A 12,438-nucleotide genomic window follows, 5' to 3' on the forward strand; every position below is an offset into this window, starting at 1 on the left:
GCTAGACGGCCGTTCCTCCGGTCTCTCCCGTTTCTCCGGCGGGCAGGTTCTCCCAGAGCCCCATGACGTTGCCCTCGGTGTCCCTGAAGTAGGCGTAGAAGCCCATGCCCGGAATGGCGTCCTTCGGCTTGACGGTGGAGCCGCCGAGCTGCTCGACCGTCCGCAAGGTGGCATCGATGTCCTCGACGTCCACCGTGATCACAGGCGTGGTCAGATCGGCTTCCCTGGCCATCATGCCGCCGTTAATGGCGCCGGGCTCCGTCGGCCGGCCGGTCTGTTCATCCATGGGGGTGGTGATCACCACGTTGTAATCCATCTCCGGCATAGGATCGATCCGCCAGCCGAGGGCCTGGCTGTAGAAGTTTCTGGCTCGGTCCTGATCGTCCGCGGGGATTTCGAAATGCACGACTCCACCCATTGCACTCACCTGACAGTTCGAAGGGGCGACGCGGGGCCCCGCGCCACACCTGGGATTGTAGTCCTCCGCGCCGCACGGGTTAAGGGCTGATTCCAAGGTCTCCCGGACAGGCAGTTGACTGCAGTGTCAGCGGTCCGTGGGACGATGAATCCATGACCATCACGGACGTCCCCGCCAGCGTTGCCGCTGCCGCCGACGCCTCCCTGCGGTGGCATCCCGGAGGCCCCTACAGCCTGCGCCAGACCCTGGGCACCCTCATGCGCGGCAACGGGGATCCCTCCTTTTCTTCCCGGCCGGACGGCCTGTGGATGGCGTTCACGACGGCGGACGGTCCGGTCTCGCTGCGCCTCACGAGCGCCGAAATCGGACCGGAACCCCATGTCAATGCGCAGGCATGGGGCCCCGGCTCCGCGGCCGCCCTCGCCACCGTTCCCCGCCTGCTGGGCGCCGGGGACGACTGGTCGGCGTTTGACGAGGCCGTGTTCCACGCGACGCTCCCGCGGATGGTCCGCGAGGCCCGGCGCCGGAACCTCGCCGTCCGCCTGCCCTCCACCGGACGCATGGTTGATTGCCTCGTGCCCACCATCCTGGAGCAGAAGGTCACGGTCATCGAAGCCCGGCGGGGTTTCCGCTACCTCATGTACCGCCATGGCACGCCCGCCCCGGGCGCCGGCACCGTGGCACCGGCAGGCCTGCTGGTCCGTCCGACTCCTGAGCAGTGGCTCCGCATCCCGTCCTGGGAGTGGCACCAGGCAGGAGTGGGCCCCCAGCGGTCGGCGACCGTCATGCGGGCGCTGCGTTCCGCCGTCGCGCTTGAACGGTTGGCTCTGCTGCCGGCAGCGGAGGCTGCCAGGAAGATGCAGACCATTCCCGGAATCGGCGAGTGGACGGCCGCCGAGGTGGTGCAGCGGACGCACGGCTGTCCGGACTCGATCGCCGTGGGTGATTACCACCTGGCGGCCGACGTCGGCGCCGCGCTGACCGGCCGGCGGACGGACGACGCCGGCATGCTGGCTCTGCTGGAACCGTGGAAGGGGCAGCGGCAGCGCGTGGTCCGGATGATCGGGCTCAGTGGTTTCCGGAAGCCCACCTTCGGGCCGCGGATGACCATCCAGGACCACCGCCGGCACTAAAGCCTCGCTTTTCCTGGCCGCGCCCTCCCCCTTGAGCGCGAACGGACAGTTAAGCCCCCGGCCTGGGGCCGCAACTGTCCGCAGCCGATGACGCGCCGTGGACGCCCTGACCGGCGGGGTATACCGTGGGCGGCAGGAAGCCCGGCACCCGCAGCCGGGGCTTTGGACCCATGGAGCACCCATTGATCCACACCAACAAGCTAAGCAAGACCTTCGTCGTCAAAAAGGAAACGGTGGAGGCGGTCAAGGGCGTCGACATTGACGTCGCCCCCGGCGAACTCGTGGCCTTCCTCGGCCCGAACGGGGCAGGCAAATCCACCACGCTCCGCATGCTCACCACACTGCTGAAGCCCACCTCCGGCTCAGCCACCGTGGCCGGGCTGGACGTCGTGGCGGACCCGGCCGGGGTGCGGGCGCGGATCGGCTACATCGGCCAGGGCAACGGCGGCGGCCACAGCTACCGCGTGATCGACGAAATGGTCATGCAGGGCCGCTTCTACGGAATGAACTCCACGGACGCCAGGTCCCGGGCCGACGAACTGCTTAAGTCCCTGGATCTGGCCGACCTCGCCAAACGCACGGTCATCAAGCTCTCCGGCGGGCAGCGGCGGCGGATGGACGTGGCGCTGGGGCTGATGCATTCACCCCGGCTGCTGTTCCTGGACGAACCGTCCACCGGCATGGATCCCCAGAACCGCGCCAACCTCTGGGAGCACATCATGCGGATGCGGGCCGAGCACGGAACCACCATTGTGCTGACAACGCACTACATGGATGAGGCGGATTCCATGTCCGAGCGCGTCATCGTCATTGACCACGGAACCATCATTGCGGACAACACAGCTGCCCGGCTTAAGGCCGACCTCGCCGGGGACCTGCTGGCCGTTGAGGTCGCGGCGGCCTCCGCGGCCGAGGTGCGCGGGCTGCTGGGCCGTGCCGCCGCCGAAGGCGAGGTTGAGGAACACCGGCATGACGGCGTCGTCCGTTTCCGGCTGCGGCTCAGCAACGGCGCCCGGCTGGCGCCCGAACTGCTGAAACAGATGCACGACGCCGGCGCTCCCGCCCAGTCACTGGAACTGAAACCGCCGACGCTCGATGACGTTTTCCTTGAACTCACGGGCCGCAGCCTGAGGGAAGGGGCTGAGGTGTGATGCCCGGACAACCCGCACGGACCGAGTTCGCCGAGCAGAAGCCCACCGAATCAGGGCCCGGGCCGGACCGGATCCTGCGCGACACATGGTACGTCTTCTGGCGGGAAATGCTGCTTCCGCTGCGGGACCCGTTCTCGCTCGTCTTCTCCCTGCTGCAGCCGCTGGTGTTCCTCGGCCTGTTCGGCCCGCTGTTGGGTTCGGCGGTGGGAGCCCCCGCGTTCGGCGGACAGTCCACGCTGCAGTGGTTCCTGCCCGGCGTCGTCGTCATGATTGCCCTGTTCGGCACGTCAATGACCGGATCGAACCTGCAGTACGAACTGATGACCGGCTCCTACGAGCGCATCCTCGCCACTCCCCTGTCGCGGTCGTCGCTGATGATCGGGCGGGCGCTGAAGGAGTGGGCACCGCTGGTGGTGCAGGGCCTCCTGATCTCGGTGGTGTGCATTCCCTTCGGCTTCGTTTTCCATCCGCTGCACGTGCTCGTCGGGCTTATCATCCTGGGCATCTTCGGCATCGGGCTGGGAGCGCTGTCCTATGCGCTGGCCCTGGTCTCGCAGAACAAGGAATGGATTTTCTGGGGCGTGCAGCAGACCCTGCTGTTCCCGCTGATGATCCTTTCCGGCATCATGCTGCCCATCGAAGCCGGACCGGAGTGGATGCGGGTGGCCAGCCTCTTCAATCCGCTGACGTACCTGGTCAACGCCGAACGCGAACTGTTCGCGGGCGCCGTAGGGGTTGACACGCTCTACGGCCTGCTGGCCGCCGCGGTGACGGCCGCCGTCGGACTCGTGGTGGGCATCCGGACCATCAGCCGGAACACCAACTAACGCGCAGGACGGGCCTTAACTGTCCGTTCGCGCAGGTCCCCAGGGCTGGCCGAGCGCGAACGGACACTTGCGGCCCCGATCTTAGAGCCCCAGCCGGGCCACGGCTTCCTCGCGCATCTCCACCTTGCGGATTTTCCCGGAGACGGTCATGGGGAAGCTCTCGCGCACATCCACGTACCGCGGAATCTTGTAGTGCGCCAGCTGCCCGCGGCAGTACTCGGCCAACGCGGCGGCGTCCAGCGGCGCGGCGCCGGGCTTGAGGATGATGCACGCCATGAGTTCCTCGCCGTACTTCGGGTCCGGGACGCCGATCACCTGCACGTCCTGGACCGAAGGGTGCGTGTAGAGGAACTCCTCGATCTCGCGCGGATAGATGTTCTCGCCGCCGCGGATCACCATGTCCTTCATCCGGCCCTCGATCACCACATAGCCGTCTTCATCCATGCGCGCCAGGTCCCCGGTGTGCATCCAGCCGTCGCCGTCAATGGACTCGGCCGTCTTGTCCGGCTGGTTCCAGTAGCCCTGCATGACGGCGTAGCCGCGCGTGCACAGTTCGCCGATCTCGCCGCGCTCCAGCACCTCACCCGTGGCCGGGTCCACGACCTTGCTTTCGAGCTGCGGCATGGTCCGGCCCACGGTTTCGGTGCGCTGCCGCATCGTGTCCCCGTCCCGGGTCATGGTGGACACCGGCGAGGTCTCGGTCATGCCGTAGCAGATGGCCACGTCCCTCATGTTCATCTCCGAGATCACCCGGTTCATGACCTCGATGGGGCACAGCGAGCCTGCCATCACCCCGGTGCGGAGCGTGGAAAGGTCATAGGACGCGAAGTCGGGCAGCGCCAGCTCGGCGATGAACATGGTGGGCACGCCGTACAGTGACGTGCCGCCGAAGTCCTGCACCGCCTCGAGGGCAGCGGCCGGCGTGAAAGCGCGCCCCGGGATGATGGTTGCCGCGCCGTGGCTGAGCGCGTTCAGGTTTCCGATCACCATGCCGAAGCAGTGGTAGAACGGCACCGGAATCACCACGCGGTCGTGCTCGGTGTATCGGAGCAGCTCGCCGATTGAGTACCCGTTGTTGAGGATGTTGTGGTGGGTGAGGGTGGCGCCCTTGGGGAATCCCGTGGTGCCGGAGGTGTACTGCAGGTTGATGGGGTCGTGCGGGTCAAGTTCCGCCATGCGTGCCTGCAGCCCGGAATGCGCGACGGCGTCAGCCCGCTTGAGCAGTTCGGCGTAGGTCAGTTCCCGGTCACTTTGGGGTTCGCCGGCGTCGAGCTCGGCGGCGCCGGCATCCGGCAGGAACACGAGTTCGCGCAGGTCCGGGCACTCGGCGAGCGCCTGCCGCGCCATCCCCACGTAGTCGCTGTTCCGGTCCGACGGCGCCGTGACCAGCATCCGCATGCCGTTCTGCCTGACCACGAACTCCAGCTCGTGGCTGCGGTACGCCGGATTGACGTTGACCAGGATCGCCCCGATCTTCGCCGTGGCGTACTGCAGGATGGTCCATTCGGCGCAGTTGGGGCTCCAGATGCCGATCCGCTCCCCCTTTTCAACGCCCAGGGCGAGAAGCGCGCGGCCGACGCGGTCGACGTCGTCGTTCAGTTTGGTGTAGCTCCACCGGCGGGCGTCGGCGCCGGGCACCGCCGCAGCCTCGATCAGCGCATCGTGATAGGGGAACTGTGCCACCACCCGCTCAAAGTTGTGGCCGATGGTCTCCTCGAGCAGCGGGACGTCAGTGTCCCCGGCTGTGTAAGCGCGCATGGTGGCACGCTATCAAGAGGCCCCTGGCAAAAGAAGCACAACAGTCGGGTGTCCGGCGTAAAGAGAGCAGGGCCGGTGGGCGCGGCCGGTATTGTGAAACCATGAGTGCACCCATCGACCTGCAGGCAACGTTCATCCCCAACGAGGGCGAATTCTTCCGCGTGAAGCTCGCCCTCGAAATCGCCATTGACGAGGTGGTCAACGAGCCCGGCTGCATCCAGTATGAGCTCACCGAAGCCACCGAGGAGAAGCTGGTGCTGACCGAGAAGTGGGCCTCGGAAGAGGACCTCGACAAGCACTCCAAGGGCACGGCCGTCCAGGACCTTAACGAGTCCCTCAGCGCGCTGCTGGCCGAACCGGTACGCCTCGAGCGCCTCTAGTCCGCGCTACACAAGCGGCCGCCAAACAAGACAACGCGGGGTCACCCCGCCCAGGAATTCGGTTCCTGGGCGCGGAGTGACCCCGCGTTTCTGCTGGTGCGCTCAGTTGCTCTGGTGCGCTTAGAAATCCGGGATCTGCGTGCCGTCCTGCTGGCCTGAGCCCTGGGGTGTGCTGCTGCCTGCGGCTGCCGACGCTTCGGCCTGCGAGCGCGCCACGTGGGCGTGGACTTCCTCCATGTCGAGCGCCTTGACGGCGTCGATCACCTGCTCCAGCTGGGGGGCGTTGAGCGCACCCGGCTGGGAGAAGACGAGGACCTTCTCGCGGAACGCCATCAGCGTGGGGATGGACGTGATGCCGGCCTCTGCGGCCAGCTGCTGCTCGGCTTCGGTGTCCACCTTGGCGAAGACGACGTCGGCGTGCTTTTCCGAAACGGCGGAGTATGTGGGCCCAAACTGCTTGCAGGGACCGCACCATTCGGCCCAGAAGTCAACGAGGACAATGTCGTTGCCCTCGATGGTCGATGCGAACTGTTCACCTGTGATGTCAACGGTAGCCATGGTTCAACGGTACGCGAGGGGCGTCAGTAAGTCCCCCCGGATGCCGGTTTGTTCGCTCCCCGCGTCACGGGGAATATTGCCGGCGTCCGAGATTCATCACGCCTCATGTCCGGCCCAGGCGTGCGGCGCCGGCCGCCGTGCTCCCGGCAAGGCGGTGTTCTGCCGCCATTCGTGAATCCACTCGGGCAGCTCCAGTCCGGCCGGGGGCTGGCCGAACTCCGCAAGGATTTCCTCCTGCGTCACGGGCCTGCCCCTGCTCACCAGGCGCGTGGCGATATAGGCGCGGGCGTAGATCTCGCCCTCCGCCACCATGCGCTGCTCGAAATAGATGGCCTTGGCGTCCAGCCCGATGATCCTGGTCTCGATGGTGTACTGCTGCCAGAGCTGCAGGGACCGGCGGAACGCGATGGTCTCCCCGGCCGCCACCGGGCTCCAGCCTCGCCGGCGCATTTTCTGCCAGGTTCCGCTCCTCACCATCAAATCGAAGCGGCCCAGGTCCATGAGCGAAAAATACATGCCGTTGTTGACATGCATGGCGATGTCGATATCCGTCGGCAGCACGCGGAGCGTCAGGGATGCAGTATCCCAGACGCTGAGCGGCGGACGTTTGGCTGACCTGAACAGCATCAGGAGTGTTCGCAGGAGCAAGTGCATGCTGATCATGTTACCCACCAGTAACAATTCAGGAAAGGCCGATTGTCAGGCAAAATTCCGCCCCCGCCTGCCTACGCAGTGCGTCCGAATCCAAGTGTTGCCGCTTGGCGGGGCGGCAGACCTGCGGGATACAGCCGAACCCGAGTGTTCCTGGCTCGAAAAACAGGTAGCGGCTACTCGTGCGGCGCCTGCCGGCGCTTCTTAAACTCGAGTCAGGCTGGGCCGGCACGTTAGCGAGCGTGCCTCATTCATGAATAACGGTAATGCGCCCCACACGCCGTGCTCCCTCCCTCCTGGGCAGAGCGCCGCCTTCGTTCCGCGCGTAACCGCCCGGCGAGCGCCCGGCAACCCGGCAGCGCACGAATCAAGGCCACGCCATGAACCCACAGGAAAGCCAAGGAACCCAGGAAGACCCGCCCCAGGACAGGCCGGCAATCCGGATGGGCCCCGCCGGCCGGTCCCGCCAGGGCCCCGGACATGTCCGCGCCCGGCTGATCCTCACGGCCGCCGCCGTCACCGGAGGCCTGCTCGGGGCGTCGGCAATAGTCAACGCCGTCGTGTCGCCCGGAAGCGGCGGCGCGGCAACCGTCGCCGGCCAGCAGGCTCCAGCGGCGGAGGCAGGACCAGGGCCTCCTCCTACCGCCACCCCGACGCCGTCAGCCACGGTTTCTGCGCCGGCTGCGGCTGCCAAGGCGGCTCCGGTCAAGGCTGCCGCCAAGGCGCCGGCAAAGGCTCCCACGGCACGGGCTTCGGCGGCCAAGGCTCCTGCCAAAGCTCCCGCCCCCGCCAGGAAGGCCGCGCCAACGCCGGCCAAGGCGCCCGCCGCCAATACATATGCGGTGGTGGCAGGCGACACGGTAGGCAGCATCGCAGCGCGGTTCGGGGTCGACGTGAACAGCATGCTGGCCGCCAATGGCCTTGGCCCGTACTCCATCATTGTTCCCGGGCAAACCCTGAAGCTCACCGGACCCGCGGTGGCAGTGCCGAAGGCCGCGGTTGCCCCGGCGCCAGCACAAGCACCGGCACCGGCGCCCGCAGCCGCAGCCGCACGCGCGGCCGCCCCTGCCCCGGCGGTGCGAACCATCTACGTGGCCGGAGCGGGCGGGCAAGCACTCGTGGACAGCTGCATCGGCCCCATCCATTTCACGCCCACCGATGGCTATTCGCTGTTCATCACCGAGCATGATTTCTGCGGAGGCTGGGCGCGCTTCTCGGGGATCGGCGTGGGCGAGCGGGTGGACATCCCCGGGTACGGATCGTACACAGTCGCGGCCCGCAGCCAGGTGCCCAACCCAGGCACGACGAACGACGTCGCGGCGGTCTTCGGAGGATTCCCGCGGGCGGTTCTGCAGACCTGCATTCCCGGGACCAGCCAGATGCTGGTCATAGCCCTCAACTAGCGGCAGGGCACAGCGTGTGGCTGCCGCAGCCGCGGCAGCCACACGTAATATCATCCCTATGACGCAGCAACGCTACCGGGATCTTGCCGAGTGGCCGCTGATGGGGACAGCCATAGTGTTCCTCGCGGCCTACGCATGGCAGGTGGTCGGCAGGGTGGAGGGCCGGGGCGCCGATTGGCTCGAAGCCACCATGTGGGTCACCTGGGGCGTGTTCGCGCTGGACTACGGCGCAAATCTGTGGCTGGCTGAAGACCGCCGCCGCTGGTTCGTCCGGAACCTCCACGAACTGCTGATCGTGGCACTGCCCTTCTTCCGCCCGCTCCGGCTCCTCCGGCTGGTGACCCTGTTGTCGGTGCTGCACCGGACCGTCGGTGAAACGCTGCGGGGCAGGGTGGTCACCTACGTTGCGGCTTCTGCTGCCCTGCTGGTGTTCGTGGGAGCGCTGGCCGTGCTCGACGTCGAGCAGTCGGCTCCCGATGCCAAGATTCTCACGTTCGGCGATGCCGTGTGGTGGGCGGTTGCCACCATCACCACGGTGGGCTACGGCGACATGTACCCCGTCACCGCGCTCGGCCGAACTGTTGCGGCAGCCCTGATGATGAGCGGGATCGCCGTCCTGGGCGTGGTGACGGCGTCCATTGCCTCTTGGCTCGTCCAGCGCGTCGAAGAGAGCACCGGGGCCGCGGTGGAGTCGGCGGAACGGCCCGTCATTGCTGAGGTGGGTGAGCTCGCGGCGGAGGTGGCCGCCCTCCGGCGCGAAATTGCCGAGCTCCGGCGGGACCCCGCCCCCTAGCCCGCAGGCAGCGACCGCCGGCGCGGAAACCGTGCGCAGAACAGAACCGTCATGTCCTGTCATCGTCCCGGGGTTGCTCTAGACTCGAAAGTAGTCATACCGGGCGTACCCCAATTTGCCCGCAGCAGTACGCACCGCACCCCACGAAGGGAGGCCCACCCATGCGCCGCAATCGTGTTGTCGCTGGAGCGTCCGCCTTCCTCATAGGCGTCGCTGGCATTTGTGCCGCGTCCCTCGCTATAAGCGATGCGAACACTCCCGACGGAGTGCCGCCAACTACGACTCTCACGGCGAGTTCGCCACCGTCCCCTAGCAAGCCCGCGTCCCCTGCGCGTGATGTTCGGATCGCTGCTGTCGGTGACATGAACGGCTTCAAGACCTCTGCGCGTAATAGCCCGTCCGCTCGGAACGGTGCGGCGATCACCAAGCTTGTGAAGAACAACGAGATTGACGCATTCCTAGGGATCGGGGACTTCCAGTACGACACCGCGTACTGCGCTGACTACGTGAAGTACTGGACGCCGCTGTGGGGTGGCACGAAGCCCAAGTTGTACTGGGTGTCCGCCCCCAACCACGACTGGCAACCCGGCCGCAACGAAGACCTCGACAACTTCATGAATGGCCAGTGCCCGGGGGCTCCGGCGAAGGCCGCGATCAACCGGGAGCGTGGGTTCATCGGGAACGGGGAACCGTACTCGAAGGACTTCGGGAACTGGCACTTCGCGTTCCTGTCATCCGCGTACTGGCGGTACGACTCCAAGCAGGCTGAGGAGTTGACGAAGTGGCTGGACGACGACCTCGCGGCTGCCAGGGCGGCGGGTAAGCACCTGGCAGTCGTGCACCACGAACCGTACTTCGCCTCGAACACGGACGAACATGAGCGGGCCGCTGACCACAAGCCGTGGATCGACGTCATGTGGAAGCACCGGGTCCGTCTGACCCTGTCAGGGTCACAACACAACTACGAACGGTCATGTCCGGTGAACAACGATGACCAGTGCGTCAATGACGGGATGACAGCGTTCCAGGTTTCCACGGGAGGCATCGGTCTCCGCCCCTTCACTAGCAGTCCGTCGTACATCGTGAAGCGGTTCAGCGACACTCACGGGTTCCTTCGGCTGACACTCCGGGACAACGGGTCTTTCGACTGGAAGTTCGTTCCAACCACGGGGAAGAGCACGGACGCGGGTACGCGTTCCGCACCCTAGTCCCAGGCCTGTCCGGTGCTCGCCGACCCGATGGCGGAGAGCATGGGATCGACTTCCTCCTCGATCCCGCCGCCGACTTCGGGCGTCATCCTCCTGATTGAGGGCACGAAAAAACCCGTCCTTCCTGCGTTTTCGCAGGTCAGACGGGTTTTCCCATGGGTGGCAGATGAGGGATTCGAACCCCCGTAGGCGTTGCCAGCTGATTTACAGTTAGAGCGCGGCTGTTTTGCCCAGTGTTTCACGGTGATGCGGAGTGCCGTTTGCGCAGCTCAGACGCGTTCGAAGGTTCGTGTGGTGTTGCCTGGAACTGTTGACAGCCACAGAGTGTGTCTACAGTTTGTCAACACTCCTCTGTCGCAGAAAGTGCTTTGGCACGCCGCCAGTCGTCTGCTGCCGGGCTAAAAAGAAGGGTGTGCGCAAGTAGCGCAGGATGCGGCGAAGTCGCGGCAGAACGGCATCAGACCGTCCGCCGTACTGATCGGCCCCAGGGCCCGATCAGTAAATAGGAGTTGACCAGGCTTTCTCTCCCCTGCCTGGCACCAGTGGTCCACCCGAGTTGAAAAGCGAAGTTCGGAGGCGCTTCCAAAACCATACTCGGCGATAGTTGATTGTGAGCTGTGTACCCGGCGATGACGGGCGAATCCGCAAGACTTCTCGGGTGCCGCGCCGAAACATTGGCCTCGGAAGTCCCGCATCGTTCACGAATTCAACGCCGGTCCCGTGAAAATTGAAAGCGTTGGTGATGGTGGCTTTACCCCGATGCACGCGCTCAAGAATCCAGTAGTCCTCGTGCAGCTTGGATAGTCGCCACGGCTCCTCCCTGGATACTTGCTGCCAGTCCAGTGGAGCAACGATGAGAGCTGCCATGGAAATGATCAGGTGTTGCGACGATCGTTAGAATCCACCCCGTCACACCGGTCCTGAACCAAACTGCCATATTAAACGTCCCTTAAATTAGGGGGCGTGCAGGGTTGCTGGGAGGAAATCCGGCATTTTGCCCGCAGCTTGGCTCCGCTGTAGGCATTCATGAATAGTCGTACGAGTAATTGGACTCGACAATGCTGTCGGCGCCAGTTACATGGGGGCTGAGGTCATGACCGATTGGCGAATTCGACGGAGTCTTAGGTTCTATTGGGCGACGGTGCCCGTGGTCCCGTTAGGTTCCGGTCCGCCAGCCGGAACCGATGTTGTCACCGTGGGTGCTGCGGAACTGTTCGGGGCCGAATTCGGCACGAAGGGCCACTGACATGCGCCGGATTGTCGGATTCAGCCTGAAATTCCGCGCCTTGGTGGTGGCCATCGCGGTGGCAATGATGGCGTTCGGCGGCGTTCAGCTCAGCACGGCCTCTGTGGATGTCTTTCCCGAGTTTGCGCCGCCGAAGGTGGAGATCCAGACCAGCTGCATCGGTCTGACCGCTGCCGAGGTGGAGCAGTTGGTGACCGTTCCGCTCGAAGACGCCCTCAACGGCGTCGAAGGGCTGGAAGAAGTGCGGTCCAAATCCGTGGAGCAGCTGTCCTCGATCGTGCTGATTTTCGCCCCGGGGGCGGACCTGCTCAAGGCCCGCCAGCTCGTCTCGGAGCGGCTAGCCAATGTAACGCCGTCGCTGCCCACGTGGGCGACGCCGCCGGTGATGCTGCAGCCGCTGTCATCCACCAGCCGGGTCATGAAAATCGGCCTGACGTCGGATGAACGCTCGCTGATTGAAATGTCCATGATCTCCTACTGGAAGATCCGGCAGCACCTGCTGCGTGTCCCGGGCGTGGCCAACATCGCCATCTGGGGCCAAAGAAAACAAATGCTCCTGGTGCACGCCGTCCCAGAGAAGATGAAGGCCCATAACGTCACGCTGAACCAGGTCATGGAAGTCACAGCCGACGCCCTCGACGCCGGCCTGCTGCAGTATTCGCCCGGTTCCATCGTCGGCACCGGAGGCCACATAGAGACTCCGAACCAACGGCTCAGCATCCAGCACGTGCTGCCCATCACCACACCCGAGGATCTCGCGGAGGTCGTCATCGAGGAGCGGAACGGGAAGCCGCTGCGTCTGGGTGACGTGGCCGAGGTGGTCGAAGGTCATCAGCCGCTCATTGGTGACGCCGTGATCAATCAGGGTCCAGGGCTGATGCTTATTGTTGAGAAACTTCCCTGGGGCAACAC

The 12,438-nt window shown here is 65.4% G+C and carries 12 protein-coding genes; 8 read left to right on the top strand and 4 right to left on the bottom strand.

Annotated elements, in window-relative coordinates; translation table 11 throughout:
* Position 1: 1 nt before the first annotated feature.
* Positions 2 to 418 carry a VOC family protein gene (locus tag CXQ90_RS03055; RefSeq protein ID WP_104136811.1) on the bottom strand — a complete coding sequence of 139 codons (417 nt, stop codon included), beginning with the start codon at positions 416 to 418 and terminating at the stop codon, positions 2 to 4.
* A gap of 152 nt (positions 419 to 570) precedes the next feature.
* On the opposite strand from CXQ90_RS03055, the gene CXQ90_RS03060 reads away from it, so the two are divergent.
* The 3 genes from CXQ90_RS03060 (at position 571) to CXQ90_RS03070 (ending at position 3,529) form a co-directional block, all read left to right on the top strand.
* Positions 571 to 1,551 carry a DNA-3-methyladenine glycosylase gene (locus tag CXQ90_RS03060; protein WP_104136812.1) on the top strand — a complete coding sequence of 327 codons (981 nt, stop codon included), beginning with the start codon at positions 571 to 573 and terminating at the stop codon, positions 1,549 to 1,551.
* A 182-nt stretch (positions 1,552 to 1,733) separates the two neighbouring features.
* Positions 1,734 to 2,702 carry an ATP-binding cassette domain-containing protein gene (locus CXQ90_RS03065; protein WP_181038396.1) on the top strand — a complete coding sequence of 323 codons (969 nt, stop codon included), beginning with the start codon at positions 1,734 to 1,736 and terminating at the stop codon, positions 2,700 to 2,702.
* Complete coding sequence (locus tag CXQ90_RS03070; RefSeq protein WP_258064332.1) at positions 2,702 to 3,529, top strand: ABC transporter permease; 828 nt, start codon at positions 2,702 to 2,704, stop codon at positions 3,527 to 3,529. The genes CXQ90_RS03065 and CXQ90_RS03070 overlap by 1 nt, the downstream gene beginning before the upstream one ends.
* A gap of 81 nt (positions 3,530 to 3,610) precedes the next feature.
* Here the strand turns inward: CXQ90_RS03070 and CXQ90_RS03075 are convergent, their stop codons facing one another.
* On the bottom strand, positions 3,611 to 5,287 hold the full coding sequence (locus tag CXQ90_RS03075) for an AMP-binding protein (RefSeq protein ID WP_104136815.1): 1,677 nt from the start codon (positions 5,285 to 5,287) through the stop codon (positions 3,611 to 3,613).
* Between the two features lie 101 nt (positions 5,288 to 5,388).
* Between CXQ90_RS03075 and CXQ90_RS03080 the strand changes: the two genes are divergently transcribed.
* On the top strand, positions 5,389 to 5,667 hold the full coding sequence (locus CXQ90_RS03080) for a putative quinol monooxygenase (RefSeq protein ID WP_104136817.1): 279 nt from the start codon (positions 5,389 to 5,391) through the stop codon (positions 5,665 to 5,667).
* 120 nt (positions 5,668 to 5,787) lie between these two features.
* On the opposite strand, the gene CXQ90_RS03085 is transcribed toward CXQ90_RS03080, so the two are convergent.
* Entirely contained in the window at positions 5,788 to 6,225 is a 438-nt protein-coding gene (locus CXQ90_RS03085; protein ID WP_104136818.1) for a co-chaperone YbbN, read from the bottom strand.
* A gap of 96 nt (positions 6,226 to 6,321) precedes the next feature.
* Positions 6,322 to 6,879, bottom strand: coding sequence for a thioesterase family protein (locus CXQ90_RS03090; protein WP_104136917.1), 558 nt, complete (start codon positions 6,877 to 6,879; stop codon positions 6,322 to 6,324).
* A gap of 377 nt (positions 6,880 to 7,256) precedes the next feature.
* Here CXQ90_RS03090 and CXQ90_RS03095 point away from each other — a divergent pair, with 377 nt between their 5' ends.
* From CXQ90_RS03095 to CXQ90_RS03110, 4 genes are all read left to right on the top strand, one after another.
* On the top strand, positions 7,257 to 8,279 hold the full coding sequence (locus tag CXQ90_RS03095) for a LysM domain-containing protein (RefSeq protein ID WP_258064333.1): 1,023 nt from the start codon (positions 7,257 to 7,259) through the stop codon (positions 8,277 to 8,279).
* Between the two features lie 58 nt (positions 8,280 to 8,337).
* A complete protein-coding gene (locus CXQ90_RS03100) occupies positions 8,338 to 9,072 on the top strand; it encodes a potassium channel family protein (RefSeq protein WP_104136821.1) in 735 nt (244 codons plus the stop codon).
* A gap of 362 nt (positions 9,073 to 9,434) precedes the next feature.
* Positions 9,435 to 10,280, top strand: coding sequence for a hypothetical protein (locus CXQ90_RS03105; RefSeq protein WP_368783882.1), 846 nt, complete (start codon positions 9,435 to 9,437; stop codon positions 10,278 to 10,280).
* Positions 10,281 to 11,527: 1,247 nt separating this feature from the next.
* Positions 11,528 to 12,438, top strand: a 911-nt coding sequence (locus tag CXQ90_RS03110; RefSeq protein ID WP_146068840.1) for an efflux RND transporter permease subunit, incomplete at its 3' end; no start/stop codon positions are given.

Source organism: Arthrobacter sp. ZGTC131 (assembly GCF_002929275.1).
In the GTDB taxonomy this organism is placed as follows: Bacteria; Actinomycetota; Actinomycetes; order Actinomycetales; family Micrococcaceae; genus Arthrobacter.

What these genes read in the sequence shown, in the direction of transcription:
- CXQ90_RS03055 (WP_104136811.1), bottom strand. Translation starts at nt 418, where the DNA reads ATGGGTGGAGTCGTGCATTTCGAAATCCCCGCGGACGATCAGGACCGA.
- CXQ90_RS03095 (WP_258064333.1), top strand. Translation starts at nt 7,257, where the DNA reads ATGAACCCACAGGAAAGCCAAGGAACCCAGGAAGACCCGCCCCAGGAC.
- CXQ90_RS03080 (WP_104136817.1), top strand. Translation starts at nt 5,389, where the DNA reads ATGAGTGCACCCATCGACCTGCAGGCAACGTTCATCCCCAACGAGGGC.
- CXQ90_RS03085 (WP_104136818.1), bottom strand. Translation starts at nt 6,225, where the DNA reads ATGGCTACCGTTGACATCACAGGTGAACAGTTCGCATCGACCATCGAG.
- CXQ90_RS03100 (WP_104136821.1), top strand. Translation starts at nt 8,338, where the DNA reads ATGACGCAGCAACGCTACCGGGATCTTGCCGAGTGGCCGCTGATGGGG.
- CXQ90_RS03105 (WP_368783882.1), top strand. Translation starts at nt 9,435, where the DNA reads ATGAACGGCTTCAAGACCTCTGCGCGTAATAGCCCGTCCGCTCGGAAC.
- CXQ90_RS03070 (WP_258064332.1), top strand. Translation starts at nt 2,702, where the DNA reads ATGCCCGGACAACCCGCACGGACCGAGTTCGCCGAGCAGAAGCCCACC.
- CXQ90_RS03075 (WP_104136815.1), bottom strand. Translation starts at nt 5,287, where the DNA reads ATGCGCGCTTACACAGCCGGGGACACTGACGTCCCGCTGCTCGAGGAG.
- CXQ90_RS03060 (WP_104136812.1), top strand. Translation starts at nt 571, where the DNA reads ATGACCATCACGGACGTCCCCGCCAGCGTTGCCGCTGCCGCCGACGCC.
- CXQ90_RS03090 (WP_104136917.1), bottom strand. Translation starts at nt 6,879, where the DNA reads ATGCACTTGCTCCTGCGAACACTCCTGATGCTGTTCAGGTCAGCCAAA.